The organism is Pseudobutyrivibrio sp. YE44, from assembly GCF_900104335.1.
Lineage (GTDB): Bacteria > Bacillota > Clostridia > Lachnospirales > Lachnospiraceae > Pseudobutyrivibrio.
Genome location: NZ_FMXT01000001.1, coordinates 747,112 through 771,543 on the forward strand (window position 1 = coordinate 747,112; position 24,432 = coordinate 771,543).

A 24,432-nucleotide genomic window follows, 5' to 3' on the forward strand; every position below is an offset into this window, starting at 1 on the left:
ATTATGCCTCCTGCTCTAGTAAACTACCCCAAAAGTTCTTTGCATTGTTATAAAAGATATTTTCATAATCCTTCTCACTTAGAGGACAAGAAAGAATTTTCTGTATCTCTACTTCTGGTGCATGAAAAGGTGTATCCAATCCAAACATCACCCTATCGTTTCCTACATTTTTATATGCGTTGTATATCTGAGCACTCATAGACGTTCCAGATGTTTCCAGCCAAATATTCTTATATCTTTTTGCTATTGTCTGAGCAGCTTCCACATAGATGCCATGCCCATGACCCATGTGTAGCATCACGAATTTACACCTTGGATGTCGTTCAGCCAAAAGACCAATTTGCCATGGTAGAGAAAAAGGTTCATGACCTGAATGAACAAAAAACGGAACATTGTATTTTTCACAAATCTCAGCGACCGGATCTACAATAGGTGAATCAGCTGCATATCCATCAAATAATGATTGTATCTTAGCACCTTTACAACCTTTATCTCTTATCAGATGCTCTAGTTCATCATAGGCTTCTTGTTCTTTTGTACAGTCAACCCAAGCCACCGGAATAATCTTTCCTGGTGCACTTTCATATGCTTCTAGCATCTCACTGTTCCTTGTGGAATCCGCAGGGCAAAGGACAGTCTTTTCAATATTAAACTTTTCCATTAAATCCAGAACAAGATTTATATCCCCGCTATAATTAAAGGGATTACCCCAGGTTCCGATATGCGAATGCATATCAATCTTTTTAAAGTCACTAAAACTAAACATAGCATCATACCCCTTTCTTTTATTGGGTATGATGCTACCTTATATCTGACCTCTTTAAAAGCGTCAGTATTATTAAATTTTTAAGGGTCAGATTATTTTCTAGCTCGTGCTCAGTCAAAATTAGTCTAATTCCTTACAAGCTATAATCCTTCGATTTTAATATCGTATATTTACCATCAAATACTTCTTTGCAGATTCGAAGTTCTAACTCCTGTCTGTGCCTGAAGTGTTCAAAAAGCGCTTCTTTACCTGATATTCCCTTCGCTTTTGCATAAGGTGAATTATCAAAATATCCAAGCATCAGTGGAAACCACATTTCATTTCCATTATCGTCAGATCTTTCCTTTCGAATCACATCAATATTACCAGCTATATCATCCGTCTTGATATAAAATATCTGATACTCTTTTTCGTTAAGAACTACTTTAATTTCTCTGTAAAAATTTATAATTTCCTGATCTTCAAGACACTGATACAAAATCATATCTTCTACAATGTTTTGGAATATGGAACACTCAAAGATGTTATTATCACTATGCCAGTTTCTAAGACGTCGCAAAATAATATCCTTAAACTCCTTAGAATCACGATTTCCATTATAAATTTCATAGTGCTCTAAATCCTTATGAAATCCAGGAACATCAGTAATTATTTTTGTATAACATATGATTACGTGATTATCTTCCTCCACACTTTTGGCTTCAATTTCATCACGAATCATGCCGTACTTTTCAAGTATCTCGTTGTATGTTTTTCTATCAACATACGCACACCATGCTAGCTCTACTGGAGAATAATCACCTTCACATATTGGCCTATATTCTGAATTCTTTTCCGAAAGCTTTCTTACAAGTGTACTCTTTCCACTTCCCTGAAGTCCCTCTATAAAATAATTCAACTAATAAATACCTCCCGATTTACAATTTCCACTCCGAATTTCTTCTCCGATTCTGCAAAAAATAATTTATATTATTGGCGTGTTATTGCATAGTTCAAACCATTCGCAATAATAGCAAATCTTATCAAACTCAGAAGTTTCAAAGATTTTTCCTCTTGCCAAGTTTGCCAGCTTACTCCATTCACTGGACATGCCATATGACAAACCACAAGCTCCCAATACTGCTTCATCCATCTGTTTTACTTTATCCAAAGAATTGCAGTTTCCATCTATATTGTTAGGACAGGCTATACACAAATCATCACATCCTTCGATAAGCGTTACAGAACAGCCTTCTGCAAGAGAATCTACAGTATTGTCCATATGATTTGTAAAATTCTCATCATATCCATGACCAGTATATTTTTGTATGCATAGCAAATGATGTGGTCGTAAATTCATTTTAATCAATCCTTATATATCAAAGTTTCTACAGCATATTTAGACAAATCAACTTTGCCATCAATAACTTCTATTCCATCAGCTTCCAGTAATTCTTTCTGGGCCCAAGCTCCGCCAAAAGCATATTCTCCTGCCAGCTCTCCCCTGGAGTTTACAACTCTATAGCATGGCACATTTTCAAAATCTGGATTTTTGTGAAGAGCATTTCCAACTGCTCGACACATCTTTGGATTGCCAGCCATTGCCGCTACCTGAGCATAAGTTGCCACTTTCCCCTTGGGAATTCGTTTTACAGCTTCGTAAATACGTTTTGTTGGAGTATCTGTTACAAGGTCATAGCTTTCTGCTATCATCCTTTTTATATCTTCATCAGGAATGGAACCATCCAAGATAACTGTATTCCAATGCTCCTTATTCTGATGATATCCAGGCTGAACAGCTTTATAGGTATTTCTCCAAAAATCTCTCCATTCAGGATCACATTTCAGATTGAGACAAATATATCCATCCTTTTCATATGTCCACAAAAATGCCTTTTTGCTAGGCTTAACTCTTATCAGCTGCCAATTTGAATCATGGAATGGTGCCTCTTGATACGTATAATCAAATGTTAGGCCATATGCTAATGCTTCTTCACGTGTCTTCATTGTTTCCTCCAATGATGCGCCTATATTCTCAAAGCTATATCTAGTGCTACAAACAGCTTTCCAAGATTATGATTAGCATCATCTAATCCTTCAATTTCATATCCACTATCTGAAAGAACATCACCAGCTTCCAAGAAATCGTATAGGGTCAAGCCATAAAAATCACATAGTGCTTGAACACCAGCAAGCTCCATTTCTACGGCTATGCAACCTTCTGCTCTTCTTTTAGAAACTAGTCCTTTTGTCTCTCTGAGCATTGAATCTGTTGTCCAGACAGGTCCTTTAACAAAAGGAACCTTTAGTTCATCAAAGATTTCTGCGAGCCTATCCGCAGTTTTAATATCAATATAGTCATCAGCTGGAGCGTAATAGAAGGACGTGCCTTCTCCTCGATAACTTTTAGTAGGCACAATAAACTTTCCTGCAGAAACATCAGCATCTAAGCTTCCACAGGATCCAAACATAATAAATTTTGTAGCACCTGTTTGCCAATGAACTTCGTAGCAGGTTGCTGATGCCATTGGGGCTCCAATTCCAGTTAAATAAAAGGCTATTTTTTCGCCTTTATACTCTGTTTGATATATAGTTGTATTTCCATTACATGCTGTTATTATTCCTATTTCTTCGCAAGAATAGTTTTCCAGCAAATAATCATGTATCTCTTTTGAAAAAATAATTAAGCATTTATCAGTTAACTTTTTTGGCTCACCATAAAATGCTTCCAAATTAACCACTGGTTCTGTTTCTTTATCATAAAAGTCTTTTAACATATCTTCCTCATTTTCAATATCATGTAAACTGGTGATTCAATAAACCCTTCATATCTGTATGGCTGGGAGTCTTTCCACGATTCTGGAGCCATAGGCTCACATATCTTTTCAATAGTTAACCCAGCATCTATAATTGCGTTCGTATAATCTGAAAAGGTATGATGAAAACTTTTACTAAGATGATTTTCATAATCATCATTATACTCAAGCCATGGCTGAATATATGCTCTCGTCGACTTATCCAAGTATCTTACATTCCACTCTTCATCTTCAGGATAGCTACCATCAGCATGTTCAATTGGATACATTGCTGAATACACTGGATGAATTATAGAAAAGATACATTCTCCCCCATTTTTAAGACTACTAGAAACATTCTCAAAAAACTGCTCTAGATTACCTATATAATGGCTTGTAGTTGAAGAAAAGATAAAGTCTACAGGTTCTTTTATAACCTCTCTACAAGTTGCAGCATCATGTAAGACAAACACAGCATTCGAATTGTTTTCGTCTGACTTTTTCTTAGCTATGCTCAACATCTCTTCTGATAAATCAATACCAATAAGTTTTGAGGGGAGGCTTTTTTCTAAAAGGAAAGTAAATATCCCTGTTCCACACCCTAAATCTACAACTGTCCTTCCATTTAAATCAGGAAGTAACTCTTTAATACATGGCCATTCTATATTAAAACTATACGAATCTTCAGCATTATTGAACTCTTCATAAGCTCGTGCCATACTATTCCAATCAATTTTAATTTCATTCATATTCTAGTCCTCCAACGATGCTTTACACTCTGACTGCAACCTACTTTTCAAACAAGCTTTTTCATCATCCAATATGCATCACAATATGTTCCGTCCGAATATTTCATATTATCTGGGAATGTGCCATATTTCTTGAAGCCAAGCTTCTCATAGAGAGAAATTGCATTCTCATTATCAGCTACAACTTCCAATTCAGCTTGCTCATATCCAAGCTTAGTTGCTACATCAAGAACAGTTTCAAGCATAGCCCTTCCAATTCCACATCCGCAGTATTCTTGATAAAGAGCAATTGCAACATCACATCTGTGTTGATATCTTTTGTATGAAGCAAAGCTCATAATTGAGCAATTGCCGACATGTTTTCCATCTATATATGCTACTAACAGAAGCTCCCGGTCGTTTTCAAGTTTACTCTTGATGAATGTCAATTCTTCTTCCATCGTAATCGTTACTTCATTAGGTTCCCTAATTAAATAAGGAGTTTCTCCACAAGTTACTTTAAGATACTGTATCAAATCTTCTGCATCTTCTGATCTTGCCGCCCTTAGTACTACTTCTCTTCCTAATTTATCTTTTATTGTAATTGGATCTATTCTCAATATTCTTCCTCCACTAAAGAAATACTACTGATTCTAATGTTTTTATCCCACTCAAAGGTCATTTGATTTTACTTTACTACCATGGTTCGAATTGAATCCCAATCTAAGCACCTTGTGAAATTATTGTTTGGGAACTCACAATCCTGATTCCAAGGCCTATCAAATACCATGACTTTTGTATCTTGGAAATGTTCTAAATATGGGAAAGCTAAAGGTGAATCCTCCACCGCGAAATCAAATTTCATCTTGTAGAAATCCTCTAGCTCCAGATTATGTTCTCCATTTTTGTAAAACTCATCTCTTCCATACTTGTTTAGAAAATAAATTTTCACCCTATCTAGACCATGTTCATCCAGCCATTGACGTGATGCCTCATAAGAACTATATGGACGTCCTGTAATAATTTTTACGTCATACCCCTTATCTAGCCACTCATTGATTACCTCTGAACATCCTGGGGTTTCTTCGTATGCCAATAAAACCTCTGGCAAATGTCCTTCCGCCATAAGCTGCTGATATTCCTCATCCTTCAAATCAAAAGACTTTTGAAGATTAAAAAATCTCACATCTTCATATGGAACACTCTTTCCAAAAAATCTAGCTGCAATCTCCGTAAAAGCTCTTGCTGTCTCACATAAACAATCGTCAAAATCTACATATATATTCATATATCTGCGCTCCCTTGCCTTACAAATTCATTCCTATCAAAACCATTCCTGACACAGCCAACAGGACTATAACTATCTTTTTTACAATCCTCTCGTCCAAGATTTTGGAGCTTTTCATTCCTATAAACAATCCAATGAGCATGAATGGGATAAGAATAGCAGTCTGTTTCAATGTATTAAGCGTAAATACTCCAAGCAAAAAATATGTGACAACTCTTACAGTATTTTCAACAATAAATACTGCACTAATATTAGCCTTAAATTCATCTGTTGTAGTGGTTACTCTTCCAACATAAGCTGCCAGCAGCGCACCTATTCCAAATAGACCACATAGCAATCCTGACAGCACTCCAATGATACCTAATAAAACCTTAGAATCCTTGGTAGTTGTGTGCTGGTATTCTCTTAAAAACATTTCAATAGCAATAAGAATTACAACTATCCCAAAGAATATTTTCAAATAAGCAACATCCACATTCTTTAAAAGAATTGCTCCAGGTATACTCCCCCCTAGAACCAATAACGACAACGGAATGTAAACTTTTCTATCAAGTTGATTACGATTCTTCCAGGTTAAAATTAGATTGGTCGGATAACCTAATAATAATTCAACTGGCGAAATATTAACATTTGCTACTCCAAATCCTAAAACTGATGTAAAGACTAATGTATTTGCAAAACCGCAAAGTCCCTTTATAAAAAAAGCCAACAATGTAGCCAATATCCATATAATCAAGTAAAAAGCCTCCCGAAAAAACTATAATTTGATTCTTATTTTATTTAGAATCAAGATTCAGTCATCCTTTGAATTAATAATCTAGCTCATAATCTTTTCCATATTTTCATAAAACAAAGGTAGCTGTAGACCTTGTTTTTTTCCTTCATCATATACGCATTTACAACCATATAAGATATCATTTACGTCATTGTGCAATGTCATTATTCTTGATGTTAACTCGTTAGAAGAAAATAATTTTTTCATTGCAATACCTGCAATTCCAGCAGGTATTTTATATGGCAATAATTCATTTTTATACAAGCTTAAATCAACACCTCTTGCCTCTACTGTTTTTACAGTCTCACGTATGGACTTAACTGCTAAACTAAGTGATTTGGAGTCAGACATTAAATCTTTGGCTAGCTGATTTGGATTATCAAGCTCACCATTTCTTCCAGCAGTAGATGTAACACCAGCATTTATTGCCATGTGAATCCATATCCACTCAAACATATCATGAGGGATTTCCTGCTTTATATCAGCAGAATTCAGAAGTGATAATAGATCTGTATAATTAGCAATATTTGCCTTCTCTCTGCTTTCAAGCATTATATGATCAAATAAAACACAATCTAGCACTCCATTCGAATTCATATGTCCCCCTGCTGTAGGGAATGCTGTAACGTAATTAAGATTACCTATAATTTTTTCTATCTCTTTACGTTCGTTCCAAAAATTACAGAACAGTACGATTGTCCCTTTGATATTCCTTTCCCTTATTGTATTTATGGCTGCTTCAAGTTTTCCACTGGCCACACTAACAATTATAAAGTCATATTCTTCGTTATTTTTTGCTAAAGCAACTTTATAATTATCTTGCTTTTCTTCGCCTTTGCTGTTATATCTCCCATCCAATAAACGCACTAAGATTTCTGCTGGAATATCCTTCTTTCCTTCTCTTACAATATGAAAAGTTTCATGCCCTGCTTTTTGAAAAGCATAAGCATATGTTGTTCCAATTACACCTAGTCCCAAGATTGCAACTCTCATGATGTCTCCTTTAAACTAAAAACAAATTGTCCATTATAGAGCTATTTTGTAAATATCAGCCATCTCACCTTCGAATACAAAACTTCTTTCGTAGACACCGCCATTTGCAAGAATAGTTTTTATTGATGGTTCATTGTCTCGTTCTACTGATAAATGAAGCTCGCACATATTGCAATCTTTAGCGACATTTAAAATTTGCCTCAACATATCTGTTGCATATCCCTTTTTTCTATCGGAAGGCCTAACACTATATCCACAATTTCCAAAATCTTTCAAAAAATCATTCAGAGTATGTCTCAAATCTATAATACCTACAATTCTGTTAGATTCATCCACAGCAAAAAAAGTATCTGTAACAACCCAATCTGGATTAACTGTTTCTGCACAAATGTTATTAGTAACAGAAACTAGCCAATCTTTATAGTTTTCCATTTGGTCAAGCAATTCACTTCCATTTATAATTTTTTCATTGTTTTTAAAAAACTCTTCTTTAAAATCCAATGCTTGTGTTTCATGTTCACTAGTTGGTCTAATTAGTCTTAGCATCTTCATCCCCCTTATAATCTTGAATTGATTTCGTTAAATCTCGTTCTTTTACGGAACATCACTCGAAAAATCCCATTATTTCCGTATTAAAAATTCATACTTGTAAATGAATTACGGAATAATGCATATTATTAGAATCTATTGCCGTAATTATCCATGCAATTTCTCAGCAAAATTTCAGCCCATCTCTATGTTAGTAAACAAATCCTACGGAACAATATCCACTAAACAGTCATTGTTCCGTAATTAAATCCAAAGTAAGAATTAACCCTACGGACTTTTGATTCATATTTGAAAAATGTTCCGTAAAACAAAGCATAATAACTATAAATTACATACCAAGGAGCTCCCACAAAGGTTCCTTATCATAATTAAAAGGTCTTATGTAGCTTCCAAAAATCAACTGTCTCCTGTAAATCCGCTTCATCTGCAAATAGATTCATTTTCTTTCCAATAGCGATAGCCATATCTACGTACATATTAGCTCTTGCTGTGATTACATGGTCGCCAACCACAAGCGGCTCTTTACATGAATGAGTAGATTCTATGCCTTTAAGAACACCGGCATTATCCAGTTCATCCACCCCATTGCATATTCCAGCAACTAACTGTTTATTATCCACTACTGCACGAATAAAAGAATAAACTTCCTCATTTGCAATAGATGAAATATCTCCACCAGGCACCAAAAGTAACTCTACTTCCTTCGGATCAATATCTTGTAAAGCGCAGGTCGCATTCAGCGAAAATTTTTCCTGAGCAACCACAGAGTTTCCATCTGTAGTAACAAACACCAATTCATGATTACAACACTGAAGGAAATAGTTCGTAATAACTATTTCATAAATGCAACATGTTTCATAAAGTAATACAACTGTTTTCACCCTAAATCTCCTTCATTTTTTCCTCTATTCCAAGCAATGCCGCAGTACATATAAGCACTTTTTTCAATTTAGAATGGTTCATACATCTTCCCCTACTACACACACTCTCTCATATCACAGCTTATACTGCATAAAATTATCATTATGGACAAATCCATAAGCCGAATAAAGCTTTACTCCCATATCAGAAGCTGTAATTTGAACTGTTCCGCAACCATATTTCTTCGCTTCACTAACAACTCTATCAAGAAGCTCTTTTGCGATTCCCTGTCGTCTATATGAAGGATTAGTATACATACTAGATAATAATCCTATTCTACCAGTTGGACATCCAAAATAAGGCGGCTTCTCTACAAAAGACATACCACTTGTTCCAATGATTTCATCACCATCAAAAGCTAACCATGAAACAAACGTGCCATCCGCCATATGTCTACTGTAATAATCCTTCAATGCAGGAACTAAATCGATATCTTCTTTTGCCCCCTCTTCGCGCAATTGATTAATTCGCATTTTTATGAATACATCTAATTCAGCTGTAGTAAGTTTTTTATATACTATTCCCATTTTTATTACCCCGCTAACATAGCCTCGTTAATAGTGTCCTCACTAGCTGCCATAGCATGTAATGTCTTATCCAACAAATCATTCAATTCCCAACCAAGCTGATTTGCTCCGCGTTCGATAACTTCTCGCGAGCATCCTGCCGCAAATCCTTTACTCTTATATTTCTTTTTAAGAGATTTCAATTCCATATCCTTGGTGCTCTTTGAAGGGCGCATCAAAGCTGCTGCCCATATTAATCCTGTTAATTCATCTGCTGCGAAGAGTACTTTTTCCATTTCTCTTGTTGGCTCAACATCAATTGTTGTACCACAGCCAACAGTAATTCCATATCCATGTGAACAAACTGCATGAATGATATCCTCGCTCACTCCTGCTTCTTTTAAAAGTTCAGGTGCCTTAATGCAATGCTCCTCGGGATATAATTCAAAATCTATATCATGCAAAAGACCAACAATTCCCCAGTACTCTTCTTCATCAGAGTATCCAAGGTCATTTGCATACCACTTCATGACAGCTTCTACAGTCAGTGCATGCTGAATATGAAATGGATCTTTATTGTATTTCTTTAATAATTCGAATGCCTCGTTCCTTGAAATCATTATTTTATCCCCCTTATCCTTTATTATTTATTCATTTCTGTCACTTATAAACTAGATTTTATCGTTCAATCCCTAATATGTGAGATTTAATTTTAAATCCATACTTCTCATACAAATGAATCGCTGGATTACCATCAACTACTTTTACTTCAATATGCATAACATTATTCTGGGCAAACACCCCCATTGCCCAGTCCATGAGTTCTTTGCCAAATCCTTTTCCTCTGAATTCCTCTTTTACCACCAAATAATCCAGCTTACCGCTCGTCCCATTTATATCGACTTTACAGAATCCTATAATCTGATTTTCTATTTCAGTGACCGCTATATGCGAATCCTTATTTGCTAATGCTACTTCAAATGATTTCAGAGTCTTTTCATATGGATTTATAGGATAACATCCTTTGAAATTCACAGATGTTGTATTGTGATATTCTGATAACTCACGAATACAATCATACAACCTGCTTGCCTCGTCCTGTGCTATTTCTCTCATGCTCTTTCTCCTAGTGTTTTGTCAAAACCATACATTCTTCTGAATCTATAAATCCTATTTTTTTATAGAGTGGTCTTCCTAATGTGGTTGCATCAAGACTTATTTCTGTCGTGCCTTTTTCCCATGTTTTCTCGATTAGCAATTCAACCATCTTTTGTGCAATCCCCTGTCGGCGATATTCAGGTCTTGTGTAGACATTCATAAGATGAGCTCTTTTTCCTGTTGGGTGACCAAATGTTGGCATTATCCTAATAAAACTCATTGATGCACAGCCAATAACAGCATTCCCGTCAATGGCAAGAACAGTCATCTGGTCTCCATTCAAAAAGTAATCACGACTTTCATTTATTATTTCATCAGAAAACTCATAATCTTCTGGTAGATTATTCACCACCTTAAGCATTTCCAGGCGAATACTCATCAAGCAATCTATATCATCTTGTGTTGCAATTCTTATATCAACCATTATCACATGCTCCCGTTGTTATTTATTCTGACCTATAATTACTCGATAAATTAGAACTTAGCGATATCTTTTATAATGCCATACGCATTGATGCGACTCCATCCTTAGTACTTGTTTCCTCAAAACCCATCCGCTGATATAAACCATATCCCACGCTCATTACCTCAGGCTTTGTTGTAAATGTAACCTCAGAAAAACCAAGTTTTCTACTTTTATTAAGCATCTCATTCATTAAGAATCTCGCATAACCTTTACCCCTATATTCTGGCTTGATATAAAGCCTTTTAGCCTCACAAGAATTTCCGTCGATATTTTTGATTGCAATAGTGGCAATTGTTTTTTCGTTCTCATATCCTATAAGAATAGCGCCCCCTTTATAAAATTCTTCTAAATCAGCTAACTCTTTATCAAGAGTAATAAAGCAGGATTCAGCTCCTTTAATCTTGGAATACTCAAGAATCAATGCTTTCGCAACATCATAGTTTTCACAATCTCTTATTTCAAGCATCTCTCTTCTCCCTTCTACTGTTAATGCATGCTGAATATGAGTTACCCCCTTATTTATGTCATTTCAGCAAGTGTTTGGATCTCGCTTTCTCATCATGATTAAATGTTTGCTTACCCCTCTCACATGCCAAACATATAAAATTCTTTCTCCTCACCATAAAACACATTCATGTCAATGTATCGTTCTGTTCCAGAATATCCCTTTAACACATGTCTATTTGAATACTGCCAAAAAGTCCATTTAATTGATGAATCTGGCTTTCCGTAAACATCTCGAATCCACAAATTATAATCATTAAAATCTTCCTGTAAAACTGGCCACCACTCTTCCGTGGTATATATAACCGGCTTTATTCCATAAAAAGATTCCACACTTTTTAAATATGCATCCAACTCACTGATCATTTTTTCTTGATCAAGCTGGTTGGGATCTCGGTATTTTCCATAAGGCTCAATATCTACCACTGGTGGAAGCATTCCATCAATCGCATTTACATTCTTACAAAAATTCTTAGCTTGGTCTGCTCCTGGTGAATCAAGACTAAAAAAATGATAAGCACCAATTCTTAAATTTGTAGCCTGGGCCCCGCTCCAGTTTTCATCAAATTGCTCATCCTTATTGCTTGACCCCTCTGTCGCCTTTATATAAGCAAACTGAATATCTTCTTTTGCTAATTGATCCCAGTCGATTTCACCTTGATAATGAGAAACATCTACTCCTCTAATAGGATGTGTTTTCATTGATGGATTATTAATTTTTATTTTTGGAACTAGATTACTATGCCGTTACAGTGGTCTATCTGGTGCTGAATTGATTCAGCTGTAAGCCCTGTGTACTTAGCATGTTGAGGCTCAAAGTTTTGATTAAGGAAATCAACTTCAATTTCCTCATATCTAGTGCATGGTCTTACTCCATCTAAAGAAAGGCAACCTTCCTCTGTCTGGTACTCTCCACTCTTTTTTGTAATCTTTGGATTAATCATTACAAACTGAAATGGACCTGCCGCAACAGCAATAATAGTCTTCTTCTCGCCAATCATATTTGCGCACATGCCTACGCAATGATCAATATTGTCTCTAAGTGTATCCAATAAATCTTGCGCAATCTGAGCATCCTTCTCAGTAGCAGGCTCACACTTCTGCGCCAAAAACATTGAATCTCTAATAATCTTTCTTACCATAATAATTTCCTCTATAAACTTGATTTGAAAAAAATCCTCATTTCAATTCCACCTTATCCATGTAAACTAAAGCTTAGTCAACTATAAAATACTGCATCAACTCATACTTAAGCTGTGTACCTTCTTCAATATCTGAAGGAAGAAGGGCTCTTGCCACTAACTTAAGCTCATCTGATTCAATATCTGTTCTTTTAAGATTCGCATAATCGCCATCTATACTTACAACTGTATAAAACCATGTTTCCATATGTTTTTTATCTCCTTGCAATTCTTAAGTAGAATATCTTGCCCTTCAAATTCTATGACTTCTTGTGTGCTACTTAATGAAAAAGCCCACAAGAACTCTGCTTTGCAGAGCAACATTTTCTTTCAGAAAATATTGGTCCATCTCCGGTTCTTGATTTTCTGATGAAAATCAAAAACCTATGCTATTCACAATCTCAGAAGCATATAAACTAATTCCTGGAATCCATCTGTACGAGAGTTGAATCCCATTGGATTTCGTCCAAATTCCTCAAATCCCATTTCTTTATACATTGCAATAGCCCTTTCATTTTCTGCCACTACATTTAATTCCAATTGAACATACCCTGCATCTTTAGCACATTGAATACAAGCCTTCATAAGAGCCGTCCCAAGACCTAGCCTCCAGTAATCACGCAAAATACTTATTCCTAATTCTGCTCTGTGTTTTACTTTATATTTTGTCCCGACAGCCTCTATTCCTGCTGTTCCCACGATTTTGTCATCCACCAGAGCAATAATTTCTATTTCGTTATTGCTTTTTGTTTTATCATCAAGAAATTTTGCTTCCTGCTCTGGATCATAGCTATTTTCATCAGGATACGAAAGCAAGAAGTCTGTTTCTGCATGAGTGGCATTAAAGGTCTCATATACAGCTCTTCCATCAGATGCCTCACCATTTTTAAGCCATGCTTCTTTTCCATCTTTTAGAATAACCTTTTGACTGTATTTCATCTTTATAAACTCCGTTTTATTTAACTACACACAAATGTACCGTATTCTTTTGGTAAATCTATTGCTCCATCTACAAAATGTTCTACCAAAATCTCTCTTATTCGCTGGAATGGAATATTCAATACTGCCTTAAATGAAGCTAAGCTTTGAAGATACCCAACAAGATGATCTACCTCAGTGATATGAAGCGAATCCTCATAAACTAAAGCTGTTACATCATCAAAAGGTCCTTGTAGCTTTTTTGCTCCATTTTGTATTGTAAAATTATGGTTAGGCTTAAACTCTTCACCACTTAATTCAAACCATTCAGCAAGTTTATCAGTGAAATTATTTTCACCAAATGTAGCGCAGTAAAATACTCCACCATCCTTCAAAACTCTTCTAACTTCACTGAGCCCCTTATCAAGATTTGGAACATGGTAAAGCATTCCATTAGCAATAACCACGTCAAAAGAATTATCATCAAAATCTAAATCTTGAATATCGGCTATACGATATTCCACATTATCATGTTCGCCAATATTCTTTTTTGCAGTCTCTAGCATTCCTTCTGACAAATCCGTAAAAACGAACTTCTCACATCGTGAAATTATTTCATGACGGCCTATCCACATACCGCCTGGACCACCGCCAAGTTCCAATACCTTCATCCCTTTTCGAATATCATAGTTAGAAATAAGCCAGTTGCTATAACCTAGCTTATTTGTTGAATACATATCGTGGAAATTAACTCTAACATCATAACTTTTGGATGTGACATACTGTGCTTTCACAGCTGCTGAATCATTTGAACTTCCAATTTGCATTTATCTTCTCCCTTTATAAACTTGAAGTTATCTTTTTATTTATATTAAAATATAGGTATATTCATATCCTTTATACTGCATGATTATCTGAATTTCATTCATAATCTTCTTTCTTTGAATTTTTGATTCGGCGGACTAGTTCATATACATTTCTTGCACCAATGACAATCCAACATATAGTTAAGATTATTTTATCTTCAAAATAATACCTTGTGGCAACAAAAAATGATAAACAAATTAATACAATATAACCTACTCTCTTTAAAAGTTCTTTGTTTTTCATCCTAACAGTCTCTCCAATTCGATATTAAGCTTTGTTTTCATTTCTTCTATTTCCTGATTGCTAGGTCTGTTACTCTCGGCATACATTTTATCCCTTGGATAACACCAAACTGGACCTTTTCCATTATTTCCATATTTTTCTATGTCACCATTTCTTCTTGGGAATAAATGCCAATGAATATGGGCTCCCCCTTCGCCATTTCCTAAACATTCATAATTCATTTTTTCAGCTCCAAAAGCATTTTTTACCGCTTCTGCAACTACAGTCATTTCATGTAAATGTTTGGATCTTACGTTCTCTTTGAGATCAAATAACTCAACAACATGTTCCTTGTATAGGAAAAGTGTATATCCATAAAAATGTTGAAAGTCACCTATGACCACATATCCAGTATCAAGCTCTTTTACAAGACATGGATTCTCTCCTGCCTTAGTTTGATTAACCCTCTCACATACAAAACACATAAAATCTTCTCCCTCATAAATTTCAATCAATATAATTCACTTATGAAAGCACCATTTTAATCAAATACTCTGTAGCACTTTTTTCAAGTTCTTTTTCACCACTATAACGAAAACCATGCGCCTCATAAAACTTTATAGCATCAGTTATCATATTCTTCTGCAACTCTAATGACCTGTAAATTACCAAATGAAAATGCATCATTTTGAAATATTGATCTGTAATTTATTCCTTGTAGTAATCTTGAGTTCCTTCATATTCTGATACAGAAATATAATTACCATTTACATCGAAAGGATACTTCGAGTCATTCATGTAGATATAACAAGCATCCCAAGTGAAATCTATTGTATCTTGTCCATCGTAAACACCCGTCCCATCTGAATTGAATGTATAAGAAACCTCATAGGAAATCTCTTCTCCCTCAATTTCTTCAGTAAATGTTGCGGAATACTTTCCCTCTGGCTCACATACAGCTTCTACGCCTTCATTATCAGTCTCTTCTGATTCCGCTGTATCTGATGTTGCCGATGTATCAGCTGAAACATCTTTTTCATCCTGAATTACTTCTGTTGATACATTATCAGTATTGTTCTCTTCTGTGGTTGCACCACATCCTACAAATGTAAGTGCCACAATCATGCTTGCAATTAAAAATCTTTTTTTCATAATTTATCCTTCCTTATAAACTTGTAGTTATCTGGACAATTGTTTTTGAAACAACTGATCCACGGTACCATATATTGTCTCAAAATCACCTATTTTTTCGTAACCATATTTTTCAACCCCACCAATAAACAACGATATAACTCACTATTAGACTGCGAAACTTTCCGTCTTCAAATCACAATAATATCTTCCGCTCTCAGCAGTAAACTTCAATACACAATAATCCGGATCAGTAACCCCTCCCTTATAGAACATCGTGTCACCTTTACGCCAGATTATATCTTTTGTCTCTTGGTCGTTAAGTACTTCCATTTTGCCCTTCAGCATAACACCCACATACTTAATCACCCCCTTATGATAGAAATAGATACAAGCATTGGGATTATTCATGTACTGTTTTACTCTCATTGAAGAAGTGTTTGTCGAAAAATAAAAACTCTGTAAACCTTCCATTTTTCTAGGCTTTAACATAGCTTTTACATTTGGAAATCCCTCTTCATCTATGGAACAGATAAATGCAACCTTCTGTTTTCTGATAAAACTCTCAATCTTATTGTGATCCATAACACACCTCCATAATTTTAGATTATGATTGCCCTACAAACCTCGATTATTAGGTTTATTTTCTTCAATTTCGATAAAATGTTCCGTAAAACAAAGCATATTAACTTCAGATTACCCCACCTAGGAGTTCCTGCATAATAAAACATCTGCAAAATCTAGCTTATCTCGTTCTACATCATCGAAATAGCCTCATCTACTGATACACACAATGCAAATCTATCTGGCCACATCATTTCGTTATAATATCTATATGTTGTCGCTGCATCCATGTAATCATTATCAAATGTAGAATTTGTTCCACTCGGAATAATCACTTTGAAGCCTCTTTCAAATGCAGCTTTTACTGTTGCATCTATACAGAAATTAGTTTGCAATCCAACTATCATCAGACGCTTATCAGCCATCACCTCTAAATAATCAGCTAACTCTTTATTACCAAAACAGCTATTAATATTCTTCATATAAATCTTATCTAACTCATTGGGTGCCACCTGATCAGCTATCTCAAAATCCCAATCCCCAACAGAAAAGCCTGTACCAGGCCCGTCATCATGTTGAACATATATTATCTCAACATTATTAGTTCTTGCGGCATCAATAACCTTCTTGGTTGCTTCCAAGAATCCATCATAATTATATAATCTACTGTCTGTAATTCCTTTTTGTATGTCGATGACTAATAAGACCATTTTACCTCCACAATTTCCGCCACCTTTTATAAAGCCATTACTTTCACTTAGTATGGCTACATCTTATGCTCCTCAACATACTCCAAAAACTCAGGTGTCTTAGACCAATACTTAATTCCCCAATTTTCAAAATTCCATTCTTCCATGTAATCGTTACACTCATAGTCGATATAGAAAATCTCACCATTGTTAACCACAAAATTTGTTGGGAAATAATCGATATTTGTCTTTGCTGGATAAAGTAAATCGCACATTTCTTTTACCTGCTCCAAATAAACAGGTTGCATCTTATCTTCAAGAACAAGATTGTAAATTGTTTCCCCATCAACAAATTCTTTTACGATACGCTCATTATCAACATCCACATCAAGCATAACTGGCATCTTGATGCCAATGTTAATCAGTCTCTTATAGTCATCGATTTCAGATTGAATCTTATTTCCAAACTGATAATAAGAACATGGTTCATGATGAATCTGCTTCACCACATATTGCTTACCATCTTTTTCTGCCAAATAAGAATATCCGCCTTTGCCCTTTCCTAAGAGCTTTTTTATTTCATAGTCTTTTCCATTTACGCTTAACATATCCATTCTAGTCTTCTCCTCTTATGCCGTAATTAATCTTCTCCCACTAAATGCACAGTTTTATAGTCGTGCTCTACTGCTGGAAGAAATTTCTTTATTACATCCTCTGTTCTCATTTTCAAACTAGATGTATTCACGCATGGATGACACCCTAAATACTCATCCTTAAGTACATCCTCATCAATAAGAAGTTGCACTGCATTATCTTTATCATTCATAAGTCCCATAATACTTACTGAGCCAGGTTCAATATCAAGATATCTAAGCATATCCTCAGGCTCTGCAAAGGAAAGCCTAGCTGAGCCTATTTGTGATGACAATTCCTTGGTCTTAAACTTCTTATCTCCTGGCATCATCAAAAGATAAAATGCAGTCTTCTGTCGATTACACAAAAATAAGTTTTTACAGATTACCACATCTAGAATCTTATCAACTTCATTACAAGCTTCCATAGTATCCGTTCTGTCATGATCTGTTCTTTTATAAGCTATTCCTAGAGAATCCAGCATATCGTAAGTACGAATCTCTCGCTCCAAACGTCCTTCAGTATTCTCTGGTCTTCCATCTAATAATTCCATATCGGTCTCCCTTTTACCCCTTTTTTCATCTTATGGAAGATTATATAAAAACCCAGCCTACAACGCAATAAAACCCCAGAAATAATATTCCTGAGGTTCATTCATCCTGGTCAAACTTTTTTAAAAATTCTATGATATATTTTTGAAAACTGTTCTTTTAGTGTTTTAAAGGATTGAAAGCTATGATTTGGATTTTAATGTTTTTGGGAGCAATAGTTGCTGCAATCGCGGGTGGAGTTTTTCTTATTTCCTCCATTGCGAAATTCAGCTTGATTAGTAATAAGAAAATATCTTTTCTTTTGATTGCCTTGACCTTTACCTTCTTTTACTTTGCCCTAGGATGGATAAACGCTCTGACAATCATTATATTTGTGACCTTTTTCTTTTTGTTTGCTGAAGGATTAGGAAAGCTGATAAAGAAAATAGATACAAAATATTACTGGCAGGGCTGGCTAGCTTTACTTTGCTCTGTTTTATATTTGGGCGCCGGCTATTATTTGTGTGTCACTGTTGTTCCAAAGGATTATAATCTATCAACTGAGAAAGACTTAGGTACTCTAAAGGTGGCAATGTTTGGCGACTCCCATATGAGTACTACCTTTGATGGTGATGGATTTGCAAAACACCTTAAGAAAATCGAAGCTGAAAATCCAGATATTCTTTTGATTGCCGGCGATTTTGTAGATGATGGCAGCAAGAATATAGATATGGAAAAAGCCTGTGAAGCCCTTGGTAAATTAGATTTGAAATATGGGGTTTGGTTTGTTTATGGAAATCACGACGAAGGATATTTTAATCATAGAGATTTTACTGCTGAAGATTTAAGATATAATCTAACTAAAAATGGAATCAATATCCTAGAGGATGAATACACTCTAATAGATAACAGATTCTATCTGGTAGGTCGCCTAGACAAAGGATTAAATAGTGACAGAATGCCAATAGCTGACCTTGTAAAGGATTTAGACCAATCCAAATACATACTTGTTATGGACCACGAGCCAGCCGACTATGATGCTGAAGCAGCGGCTGGATGTGACCTTGTTGTCTCAGGACACACCCATGGTGGCCAGATGATTCCAATCACCTATATTGGCGAATGGACTGGAGTAAATGATGCCACCTATGGATATGAGCGCAGAGAAAAAACGGACTTTATAGTTACCTCCGGAATCTCCGACTGGGCACTAAAATTTAAAACTGGAACTAGATCTGAATACACAATTATAAATATAAAATAAATTCCTACAATAAGAACCTGGTTACACTAACAAGCATTATAATTCTCCGCTCCACCATAGAAGGTGTCGCTTATGAATTATAATAGCTTGTTAGCTACCAGGCTCCAAAAATCACTATTTTACATTTTAACCGCCCAACGCATTTTGGTGGATTTGCTGCGTGGGTTCAGGCGGCACTCCTCCGCTGACGGGCGAATCACATCTGAGGAAACCTCAGAGTACACCCCTGCCCTAGCAAGCTCTTTAAAGGATTTCTTTACCAATCTATCCTCTCCTGAATGGAAGGTAAGGATTGCTACTCTTGCCCCTGGATTTAAAATCGTAGGGAGCTTTTCCAAGAAAGAATATAAAACTTCGAATTCACTATTAACGTCTATACGAAGTGCCTGGAAAACTCTGGCACAGGATTTTTTGATAGCCTGGTCCTTCTCATCCTTTGGCACCTTCCAAAGAGCTTCAGCTATAGCTTCACGAAGAGCTGTTGTGGTATCCATAGGATTTCCCTTAGACATTAAAGAGAAAACCTTCTGCGCAATCTCCTCTGCATAAGGCTCATCAGAATTTTCCACCATCATTCCAACAAATTCTTCCTGTGTGATGTCGTGAAGACGCTCAGCTGCAGACTGACCATGTGCTGGGTCAAGTCTCAGATCCAAGGGACCATCAATCTTGTATGAAAAGCCTCGCTCAGGGTTATCAATCTGCATTGATGAAACACCAAGGTCTGCTAGTACAAAATCAAATTTTCCAGCTTCTTCCGCCACTTTATCTATGTTTGCAAAATTGATAAGCCTAAACTGAAAATTATCCTCATCAAATCCTGCATCTCTAAGTCTTTTTACGGTCTTTTCTGACTCAATAGGATCCACATCAAGACCATAAATACATCCCTGGCCCTGAAGCTGTTCAAGCATTTTTCGTGTATGCCCACCATAACCTAGAGTACAATCCAAGCCCTTCTGCCCCGGCTTTATCTGCAAAAAATCTAAAATCTCCTGCACCATAATAGAAATGTGCATACCAGCAGGTGTGGAACCCTTGCTTATAACATGAGCAATAGTATCCTTATACTTTTCTGGGTTATGCTCCTTGTATTTCTCCTCAAATTTCTTTGGATATTTTCCAGAGTATCTGACTCTTCGTTTATGTTGTTTTTCTTCCATTAATTACACCTCATCCGTCAGCTAAAGCTGACAGCTTCCTCTCAAGGGGAAGCCTTATATCTTCATTAATCGCTGCACTAGCTTTACTGCTTCCGCAGCATCAGCAGAATATCCATCCGCATTTATTTCATCCTTAAAGGATTCGTTTATGCAGGCTCCACCAATAATTATTTGAGCTCTGCAACCCTTATTCTTTGCAAGCTTCACCACATCATCCATGCGCATCATTGTGGTGGTCATAAGTGCAGACAGACCAATAATATCAGCATCTACCTCAACGGCTTTATCAATGATTGTCTCAGCCGGAACATCCTTTCCTAAATCAATCACTTCGAAGCCGTAGTTTTTAAGCATAAGCGCCACAAGATTCTTTCCAATATCATGGATATCTCCCTCAACGGTTGCGATAACAATCTTTGCCTTTGCTTCACTATCTGAGCTGGCAAGTAGTGGTTCAATATGCTTCATTCCAAGCTCCATAGCATTTGCTCCAGCTATAAGCTGAGGAAGGAAGTATTTCTTTTTATCATAAAGCTCACCTACCACGTTGATGCCCTTAATCAAGTGCTCCTCAATAATTTCCTGAGGATTCACGCCAGCATCAAGCATAGTCTGGATTTCTTTAACAATCTGCTCTTTTTTGCCTTTGATTACACATTCAGCCACAGGACCTACTCCATCGCAGGCATTGGATACACTTAATCCACCAGAAGGTGCACTAGCCTTTGCGGCGCCAGCTGCTGGTGCGGCCTTAGCCTCAACCACAGGAAGGGAAGCATATTTTTCCAAAGCTCCTTCCTTGTTCATAAGAGTATCTGCCGCAGCTGCGCAATACATAAGCATCTCCTGATTAGGATTTGCAATGGCCATGGTAAGGCCTTTGCTAACTGCAATTGTAAGGTATGTTGTATTAACGAACTGTCGATTAGGCATACCAAAGGAAATGTTTGAAAGTCCACACACTGTTGGAAGACCTAATTCGTATTTACAGTATTCAATAGTTTCAAAGCACTGAAGAGCCGCTGTTCCTTCCGCACCAACAGTCTGCACTAAAACGTCCACAACAGCATCCTCTTTTTTTAGACCAAGCTCAACTGCCTTAGATAGAACAGTATTTATATGCTGCTTCTTCTCTTCTATATCCTTTGGCAAACCTGCGCCTGATAGAGGAAGTGTGATAAACATAGCACCATACTTTTTCGCAAGCTGAAGCATTGCTTCCATCTTCTCTTCTTCTGCGGAAATAGAGTTAATAAGAGCACGTCCAGGATAAATACGAAGAGCAGCCTCCATAACCTCAACATGACTAGTGTCTAAGCAAAGTGGCAAATCAACAGCTGAGGTTACCTCATAGATGCTATCAATCATCATTTGCTTTTCATCAATACCATTCATACCCATGTTTACATCGAGAATATTGGCTCCCTTTTCCTCCTGCTCACGGGCAAAATCCACCACCATTGAAAGTGAGCCTTCTCGTAAGGTCTCCTGGAACTTCTTCTTTCCTGTAGGATTGATTCTCTCACCAATAACCATGAACTTGCCATCCAAATCAATCCAAGTGTTCATACGCTCAGAAGTAACCACTCGAAGTGGCTTGTCTTCCACCTTATTTACAGGCTTATCTTTTAAGGTATCCACCAATGCCTTGATGTGATCTGGAGTGGAACCACAGCATCCACCAAAAAGGCCAGCTCCTGCTTCGTAAAGACGAAGTGATGCCTCAGCAAAGGTTTCTGGAGTCATCTTATAAACTGTCTTGCCATTCTCAAGCTCTGGCAAACCAGCATTTGGCTTAACCATGATAGGCACAGTTGCCACCTTTTTCATTTGCTGAACCAGTTCTAACATGGCATCTGGACCGGTACTACAATTCATTCCAACACAGTCCACACCCATAGACTGAAGCACAATCATAGCTGTGTCTGGAGATGTACCATACAAAGTCTTCCCATCAGGATTGTAGGTAAGAGATACAATAATAGGAAGATCGCAGGTCTCTTTTATAGCAAGTACAGCAGCACGGCATTCCTGAAGACTCATCATAGTCTCAACTACAAATAAATCCACGCCTTCTTCTAAGATTGCCTTCACCTGTGCCTTGTAACAATCTACCAAATCCTCAAACATTAAATCCCCAAGAGGATAAAGCTGCTTTCCTGTCATAGAAATATCTGCAGCCACAAGACCTGTTTCACCTGCCACCTGACGGGTAAGTTGAACAAGTTTATGATTAATTTCCACCAAATCCTTTTCAAGTCCATACTCGGCAAGCTTTATTGGAGTTGCAGTAAAGGTAGGGGCCAACACAATATCAGAGCCTGCATCATAATATGCTTTTTGAATCTCTTGAATAGCCCAAGGATTATCTATAATCCACTTTTCAGGACAAACCCCTGCTGGCATACCTCTTTTTTGAAGCTCTGTGCCTGTTGCGCCATCAATAAATACATTTCTAGTTTCAAGTAATTTCCTAAATTCAAGTCTTGTCATTAATGCTACTCCTCAATTGCATGTCTAATAAAATCAATAAACTCTCTTGCCATAGGACTTGGTGTATAGTCCATATTTGTAACATAGCCAAAATCAATTTGACCATGTTCGTTGTAAATCTCAACACCTGGCTTATGTGCATCATCATAGTTTTTAAAGGATGCACCGCTAAGATTTGCCAAGTTATTCTTTTCAAGCATGTTATGCATTACATAATCGCTATTAGTAACAACTGAAATATCCTTGCTAATATCAATAGGCTTTCCATCCCCAGTTTTCCAATTTCCCAATCTAAGATATTCATCATTCTCAGATTGAATAAATTTCATGCCACTGAAATCACCACGAAAATCTATCTGCTTTGATGTAATATCCTCCCCATCCTCAGGGGCAAAATATATCATTCCATCTACAGTCTTTAGCTTTACAAATCTAAGATTATATTTTTTGATAAGGTATTCCACCTGAGGTCTGGTATCAGGAAAAACGTAGATAAAGCTCAGCTCATCCTCAGATAACTTTAATCTTTCAATCAAAGAACTGGTGCCATCTGCATGGATATAAAAACAGCAATTCTCATCCTTATGAAGCTCGTAAAACTCTGAGAAAGAATTTGCCAGCCAAGAGCTATGAATCATCCCGATTCGAACCGAATTCTTCTGTATCATATCGCTTTCTGTTTCAAGCTTATCAAAGTCAGAAACTATACCACTGGCCCTTTGGTAGAAAACCTTTCCTTGCTCAGTAAGTGAGATTCCCTTACTCTCTCTCTTAAAAAGTGTGTAATCAAGTTCGTGCTCTAGTGATGCAATCACTTTGCTTACGCTTGACTGTGTGGTATAAAGCACAGTTGCTGCCTCACTAAAGGACCCCACATCAGCTGAAACCACAAAATACTTAAGCTGTTTTATCTCCATAATAATCTACCTTCCAATACACTTTAGTATGCTAAAGATTAACAGTATTTTAGCATAAAAAAGAGCAGTCCAACAAGGACTGCTCTTATAAAAATATTTTATTAGCAAAATATCGTTACGCAAATACGTTATGAAATAGTAAGAATATCTGAAAAGCCTGTAACCTCAAAGATTTCCAAGATTTCCTCAGAGGCATTCTTAACAAGCATTTCCCCTTGCTTATTCATAACCTTCTGTATTGTAAGAAGCACTCTAAGACCTGCACTAGATATATATTCAAGCTTATTTAAATCAAAAACCAAACTCTTAACATCGTCAAGCTTTCCTGTTAATGAATCCTCAAGCTGAGGTGCTGTTGTAGTATCTAATCTGCCCTCCAAAGAAATTGTAAGATTTCCATTTGCTTTTGTCTCGTTGATGTTCAACATAAAA

34 protein-coding genes are annotated in these 24,432 nt (G+C 36.5%); 1 reads left to right on the plus strand and 33 read right to left on the minus strand.

Annotated elements, in window-relative coordinates:
- Nucleotide 1 precedes the first annotated feature (1 nt).
- The 29 genes from BLR54_RS03485 to BLR54_RS03625 all read right to left on the minus strand — a co-directional run bounded on the left by BLR54_RS03485 (nt 2) and on the right by BLR54_RS03625 (nt 18,186).
- A complete protein-coding gene (locus BLR54_RS03485) occupies nt 2–766 on the minus strand; it encodes an amidohydrolase family protein (RefSeq protein ID WP_090416955.1) in 765 nt (254 codons plus the stop codon).
- Between the two features lie 133 nt (nt 767–899).
- Entirely contained in the window at nt 900–1,664 is a 765-nt protein-coding gene (locus tag BLR54_RS03490) for a P-loop NTPase family protein (protein WP_090416957.1), read from the minus strand.
- Nucleotides 1,665–1,730: 66 nt separating this feature from the next.
- Nucleotides 1,731–2,105, minus strand: a complete 375-nt coding sequence (locus BLR54_RS03495; RefSeq protein WP_090416959.1) for a DUF1284 domain-containing protein — start codon at nt 2,103–2,105, stop codon at nt 1,731–1,733.
- A gap of 5 nt (nt 2,106–2,110) precedes the next feature.
- The gene (locus tag BLR54_RS03500; RefSeq protein WP_090416961.1) at nt 2,111–2,752 is read right to left on the minus strand and encodes a methylated-DNA--[protein]-cysteine S-methyltransferase; all 642 of its coding nucleotides are present in this window, start codon (nt 2,750–2,752) and stop codon (nt 2,111–2,113) included.
- A gap of 20 nt (nt 2,753–2,772) precedes the next feature.
- Nucleotides 2,773–3,522, minus strand: a complete 750-nt coding sequence (locus tag BLR54_RS03505) for a nucleoside phosphorylase (protein ID WP_090416963.1) — start codon at nt 3,520–3,522, stop codon at nt 2,773–2,775.
- Entirely contained in the window at nt 3,516–4,289 is a 774-nt protein-coding gene (locus BLR54_RS03510; protein ID WP_090416965.1) for a class I SAM-dependent DNA methyltransferase, read from the minus strand. The genes BLR54_RS03505 and BLR54_RS03510 overlap by 7 nt, the downstream gene beginning before the upstream one ends.
- A gap of 47 nt (nt 4,290–4,336) precedes the next feature.
- Nucleotides 4,337–4,888, minus strand: coding sequence for a GNAT family N-acetyltransferase (locus BLR54_RS03515; RefSeq protein ID WP_090416967.1), 552 nt, complete (start codon nt 4,886–4,888; stop codon nt 4,337–4,339).
- A 68-nt stretch (nt 4,889–4,956) separates the two neighbouring features.
- Nucleotides 4,957–5,556 carry a 5' nucleotidase, NT5C type gene (locus tag BLR54_RS03520; protein ID WP_090416969.1) on the minus strand — a complete coding sequence of 200 codons (600 nt, stop codon included), beginning with the start codon at nt 5,554–5,556 and terminating at the stop codon, nt 4,957–4,959.
- 19 nt (nt 5,557–5,575) lie between these two features.
- Nucleotides 5,576–6,292, minus strand: coding sequence for a sulfite exporter TauE/SafE family protein (locus BLR54_RS03525; RefSeq protein ID WP_242871190.1), 717 nt, complete (start codon nt 6,290–6,292; stop codon nt 5,576–5,578).
- An 81-nt stretch (nt 6,293–6,373) separates the two neighbouring features.
- Nucleotides 6,374–7,324 (minus strand): ketopantoate reductase family protein, encoded by a 951-nt coding sequence (locus BLR54_RS03530; RefSeq protein WP_090416971.1) that lies wholly within the window; start codon nt 7,322–7,324, stop codon nt 6,374–6,376.
- Between the two features lie 33 nt (nt 7,325–7,357).
- On the minus strand, nt 7,358–7,870 hold the full coding sequence (locus tag BLR54_RS03535) for a GNAT family N-acetyltransferase (protein WP_090416973.1): 513 nt from the start codon (nt 7,868–7,870) through the stop codon (nt 7,358–7,360).
- Nucleotides 7,871–8,241: 371 nt separating this feature from the next.
- Nucleotides 8,242–8,754, minus strand: coding sequence for a DJ-1/PfpI family protein (locus tag BLR54_RS03540; protein WP_090416975.1), 513 nt, complete (start codon nt 8,752–8,754; stop codon nt 8,242–8,244).
- A gap of 114 nt (nt 8,755–8,868) precedes the next feature.
- Nucleotides 8,869–9,321 (minus strand): GNAT family N-acetyltransferase, encoded by a 453-nt coding sequence (locus BLR54_RS03545; protein WP_090416977.1) that lies wholly within the window; start codon nt 9,319–9,321, stop codon nt 8,869–8,871.
- A gap of 5 nt (nt 9,322–9,326) precedes the next feature.
- A complete protein-coding gene (locus BLR54_RS03550) occupies nt 9,327–9,920 on the minus strand; it encodes an HD domain-containing protein (protein ID WP_090416979.1) in 594 nt (197 codons plus the stop codon).
- Nucleotides 9,921–9,978: 58 nt separating this feature from the next.
- On the minus strand, nt 9,979–10,416 hold the full coding sequence (locus BLR54_RS03555; RefSeq protein WP_090416981.1) for a GNAT family N-acetyltransferase: 438 nt from the start codon (nt 10,414–10,416) through the stop codon (nt 9,979–9,981).
- Between the two features lie 10 nt (nt 10,417–10,426).
- Nucleotides 10,427–10,882 (minus strand): GNAT family N-acetyltransferase, encoded by a 456-nt coding sequence (locus tag BLR54_RS03560; RefSeq protein ID WP_090416983.1) that lies wholly within the window; start codon nt 10,880–10,882, stop codon nt 10,427–10,429.
- A 70-nt stretch (nt 10,883–10,952) separates the two neighbouring features.
- Nucleotides 10,953–11,390, minus strand: coding sequence for a GNAT family N-acetyltransferase (locus BLR54_RS03565; RefSeq protein ID WP_090416986.1), 438 nt, complete (start codon nt 11,388–11,390; stop codon nt 10,953–10,955).
- Nucleotides 11,391–11,509: 119 nt separating this feature from the next.
- On the minus strand, nt 11,510–12,130 hold the full coding sequence (locus BLR54_RS03570; RefSeq protein ID WP_090416987.1) for a glycoside hydrolase family 25 protein: 621 nt from the start codon (nt 12,128–12,130) through the stop codon (nt 11,510–11,512).
- 29 nt (nt 12,131–12,159) lie between these two features.
- Nucleotides 12,160–12,570: a peptide deformylase gene (locus BLR54_RS03575; RefSeq protein ID WP_090416989.1), complete on the minus strand. Its 411-nt coding sequence runs from the start codon at nt 12,568–12,570 to the stop codon at nt 12,160–12,162.
- 73 nt (nt 12,571–12,643) lie between these two features.
- Complete coding sequence (locus BLR54_RS03580) at nt 12,644–12,817, minus strand: chorismate--pyruvate lyase (protein ID WP_090416991.1); 174 nt, start codon at nt 12,815–12,817, stop codon at nt 12,644–12,646.
- A 185-nt stretch (nt 12,818–13,002) separates the two neighbouring features.
- A complete protein-coding gene (locus tag BLR54_RS03585) occupies nt 13,003–13,548 on the minus strand; it encodes a GNAT family N-acetyltransferase (protein WP_090416992.1) in 546 nt (181 codons plus the stop codon).
- Nucleotides 13,549–13,568: 20 nt separating this feature from the next.
- On the minus strand, nt 13,569–14,354 hold the full coding sequence (locus BLR54_RS03590) for a class I SAM-dependent methyltransferase (protein WP_090416994.1): 786 nt from the start codon (nt 14,352–14,354) through the stop codon (nt 13,569–13,571).
- Between the two features lie 94 nt (nt 14,355–14,448).
- Nucleotides 14,449–14,637: a hypothetical protein gene (locus BLR54_RS03595; RefSeq protein ID WP_090416996.1), complete on the minus strand. Its 189-nt coding sequence runs from the start codon at nt 14,635–14,637 to the stop codon at nt 14,449–14,451.
- Nucleotides 14,634–15,101: an HIT family protein gene (locus BLR54_RS03600; RefSeq protein WP_090416998.1), complete on the minus strand. Its 468-nt coding sequence runs from the start codon at nt 15,099–15,101 to the stop codon at nt 14,634–14,636. Before BLR54_RS03600 ends, BLR54_RS03595 begins: the two co-directional genes overlap by 4 nt.
- Before the next feature lie 223 nt (nt 15,102–15,324).
- The gene (locus BLR54_RS03605; protein WP_090416999.1) at nt 15,325–15,768 is read right to left on the minus strand and encodes a hypothetical protein; all 444 of its coding nucleotides are present in this window, start codon (nt 15,766–15,768) and stop codon (nt 15,325–15,327) included.
- A gap of 147 nt (nt 15,769–15,915) precedes the next feature.
- A complete protein-coding gene (locus tag BLR54_RS03610; RefSeq protein ID WP_090417000.1) occupies nt 15,916–16,332 on the minus strand; it encodes a pyridoxamine 5'-phosphate oxidase family protein in 417 nt (138 codons plus the stop codon).
- A 170-nt stretch (nt 16,333–16,502) separates the two neighbouring features.
- The gene (locus BLR54_RS03615; protein WP_090417002.1) at nt 16,503–17,021 is read right to left on the minus strand and encodes an isochorismatase family protein; all 519 of its coding nucleotides are present in this window, start codon (nt 17,019–17,021) and stop codon (nt 16,503–16,505) included.
- Nucleotides 17,022–17,077: 56 nt separating this feature from the next.
- Nucleotides 17,078–17,614 (minus strand): BUD32 family EKC/KEOPS complex subunit, encoded by a 537-nt coding sequence (locus BLR54_RS03620; RefSeq protein WP_090417004.1) that lies wholly within the window; start codon nt 17,612–17,614, stop codon nt 17,078–17,080.
- Nucleotides 17,615–17,640: 26 nt separating this feature from the next.
- Nucleotides 17,641–18,186 (minus strand): prolyl-tRNA synthetase associated domain-containing protein, encoded by a 546-nt coding sequence (locus tag BLR54_RS03625; RefSeq protein WP_090417006.1) that lies wholly within the window; start codon nt 18,184–18,186, stop codon nt 17,641–17,643.
- A gap of 182 nt (nt 18,187–18,368) precedes the next feature.
- Between BLR54_RS03625 and BLR54_RS03630 the strand changes: the two genes are divergently transcribed.
- Nucleotides 18,369–19,427 (plus strand): metallophosphoesterase, encoded by a 1,059-nt coding sequence (locus tag BLR54_RS03630; RefSeq protein WP_090417008.1) that lies wholly within the window; start codon nt 18,369–18,371, stop codon nt 19,425–19,427.
- Nucleotides 19,428–19,546: 119 nt separating this feature from the next.
- Here BLR54_RS03630 and rsmH read toward each other — a convergent pair whose 3' ends face one another.
- The 4 genes from rsmH to BLR54_RS03650 all read right to left on the minus strand — a co-directional run bounded on the left by rsmH (nt 19,547) and on the right by BLR54_RS03650 (nt 24,425).
- Nucleotides 19,547–20,590 (minus strand): 16S rRNA (cytosine(1402)-N(4))-methyltransferase RsmH, encoded by a 1,044-nt coding sequence (gene rsmH, locus BLR54_RS03635; RefSeq protein ID WP_090417011.1) that lies wholly within the window; start codon nt 20,588–20,590, stop codon nt 19,547–19,549.
- Nucleotides 20,591–20,644: 54 nt separating this feature from the next.
- Nucleotides 20,645–23,083, minus strand: a complete 2,439-nt coding sequence (locus BLR54_RS03640) for a homocysteine S-methyltransferase family protein (protein ID WP_090417013.1) — start codon at nt 23,081–23,083, stop codon at nt 20,645–20,647.
- Nucleotides 23,084–23,088: 5 nt separating this feature from the next.
- A complete protein-coding gene (locus tag BLR54_RS03645; RefSeq protein ID WP_090417015.1) occupies nt 23,089–24,000 on the minus strand; it encodes a LysR family transcriptional regulator in 912 nt (303 codons plus the stop codon).
- A 128-nt stretch (nt 24,001–24,128) separates the two neighbouring features.
- Nucleotides 24,129–24,425 (minus strand): STAS domain-containing protein, encoded by a 297-nt coding sequence (locus BLR54_RS03650; protein ID WP_442960227.1) that lies wholly within the window; start codon nt 24,423–24,425, stop codon nt 24,129–24,131.
- Nucleotides 24,426–24,432 lie beyond the last annotated feature (7 nt).

Excerpts from the sequence above, each read along its gene's own strand:
- BLR54_RS03610 (WP_090417000.1), bottom strand. The coding sequence starts at position 16,332 with ATGGATCACAATAAGATTGAGAGTTTTATCAGAAAACAGAAGGTTGCA.
- BLR54_RS03565 (WP_090416986.1), bottom strand. The coding sequence starts at position 11,390 with ATGCTTGAAATAAGAGATTGTGAAAACTATGATGTTGCGAAAGCATTG.
- BLR54_RS03550 (WP_090416979.1), bottom strand. The coding sequence starts at position 9,920 with ATGATTTCAAGGAACGAGGCATTCGAATTATTAAAGAAATACAATAAA.
- BLR54_RS03585 (WP_090416992.1), bottom strand. The coding sequence starts at position 13,548 with ATGAAATACAGTCAAAAGGTTATTCTAAAAGATGGAAAAGAAGCATGG.
- BLR54_RS03580 (WP_090416991.1), bottom strand. The coding sequence starts at position 12,817 with ATGGAAACATGGTTTTATACAGTTGTAAGTATAGATGGCGATTATGCG.
- BLR54_RS03595 (WP_090416996.1), bottom strand. The coding sequence starts at position 14,637 with ATGAAAAACAAAGAACTTTTAAAGAGAGTAGGTTATATTGTATTAATT.
- BLR54_RS03500 (WP_090416961.1), bottom strand. The coding sequence starts at position 2,752 with ATGAAGACACGTGAAGAAGCATTAGCATATGGCCTAACATTTGATTAT.
- BLR54_RS03625 (WP_090417006.1), bottom strand. The coding sequence starts at position 18,186 with ATGGAATTATTAGATGGAAGACCAGAGAATACTGAAGGACGTTTGGAG.
- BLR54_RS03495 (WP_090416959.1), bottom strand. The coding sequence starts at position 2,105 with ATGAATTTACGACCACATCATTTGCTATGCATACAAAAATATACTGGT.
- BLR54_RS03590 (WP_090416994.1), bottom strand. The coding sequence starts at position 14,354 with ATGCAAATTGGAAGTTCAAATGATTCAGCAGCTGTGAAAGCACAGTAT.
- BLR54_RS03530 (WP_090416971.1), bottom strand. The coding sequence starts at position 7,324 with ATGAGAGTTGCAATCTTGGGACTAGGTGTAATTGGAACAACATATGCT.
- BLR54_RS03510 (WP_090416965.1), bottom strand. The coding sequence starts at position 4,289 with ATGAATGAAATTAAAATTGATTGGAATAGTATGGCACGAGCTTATGAA.
- rsmH (WP_090417011.1), bottom strand. The coding sequence starts at position 20,590 with ATGGAAGAAAAACAACATAAACGAAGAGTCAGATACTCTGGAAAATAT.
- BLR54_RS03520 (WP_090416969.1), bottom strand. The coding sequence starts at position 5,556 with ATGAATATATATGTAGATTTTGACGATTGTTTATGTGAGACAGCAAGA.
- BLR54_RS03605 (WP_090416999.1), bottom strand. The coding sequence starts at position 15,768 with ATGAAAAAAAGATTTTTAATTGCAAGCATGATTGTGGCACTTACATTT.
- BLR54_RS03545 (WP_090416977.1), bottom strand. The coding sequence starts at position 9,321 with ATGGGAATAGTATATAAAAAACTTACTACAGCTGAATTAGATGTATTC.
- BLR54_RS03645 (WP_090417015.1), bottom strand. The coding sequence starts at position 24,000 with ATGGAGATAAAACAGCTTAAGTATTTTGTGGTTTCAGCTGATGTGGGG.
- BLR54_RS03600 (WP_090416998.1), bottom strand. The coding sequence starts at position 15,101 with ATGTGTTTTGTATGTGAGAGGGTTAATCAAACTAAGGCAGGAGAGAAT.
- BLR54_RS03575 (WP_090416989.1), bottom strand. The coding sequence starts at position 12,570 with ATGGTAAGAAAGATTATTAGAGATTCAATGTTTTTGGCGCAGAAGTGT.
- BLR54_RS03630 (WP_090417008.1), top strand. The coding sequence starts at position 18,369 with ATGATTTGGATTTTAATGTTTTTGGGAGCAATAGTTGCTGCAATCGCG.
- BLR54_RS03535 (WP_090416973.1), bottom strand. The coding sequence starts at position 7,870 with ATGCTAAGACTAATTAGACCAACTAGTGAACATGAAACACAAGCATTG.
- BLR54_RS03615 (WP_090417002.1), bottom strand. The coding sequence starts at position 17,021 with ATGGTCTTATTAGTCATCGACATACAAAAAGGAATTACAGACAGTAGA.
- BLR54_RS03560 (WP_090416983.1), bottom strand. The coding sequence starts at position 10,882 with ATGGTTGATATAAGAATTGCAACACAAGATGATATAGATTGCTTGATG.
- BLR54_RS03570 (WP_090416987.1), bottom strand. The coding sequence starts at position 12,130 with ATGAAAACACATCCTATTAGAGGAGTAGATGTTTCTCATTATCAAGGT.
- BLR54_RS03505 (WP_090416963.1), bottom strand. The coding sequence starts at position 3,522 with ATGTTAAAAGACTTTTATGATAAAGAAACAGAACCAGTGGTTAATTTG.
- BLR54_RS03485 (WP_090416955.1), bottom strand. The coding sequence starts at position 766 with ATGTTTAGTTTTAGTGACTTTAAAAAGATTGATATGCATTCGCATATC.
- BLR54_RS03620 (WP_090417004.1), bottom strand. The coding sequence starts at position 17,614 with ATGGATATGTTAAGCGTAAATGGAAAAGACTATGAAATAAAAAAGCTC.
- BLR54_RS03640 (WP_090417013.1), bottom strand. The coding sequence starts at position 23,083 with ATGACAAGACTTGAATTTAGGAAATTACTTGAAACTAGAAATGTATTT.
- BLR54_RS03555 (WP_090416981.1), bottom strand. The coding sequence starts at position 10,416 with ATGAGAGAAATAGCACAGGACGAGGCAAGCAGGTTGTATGATTGTATT.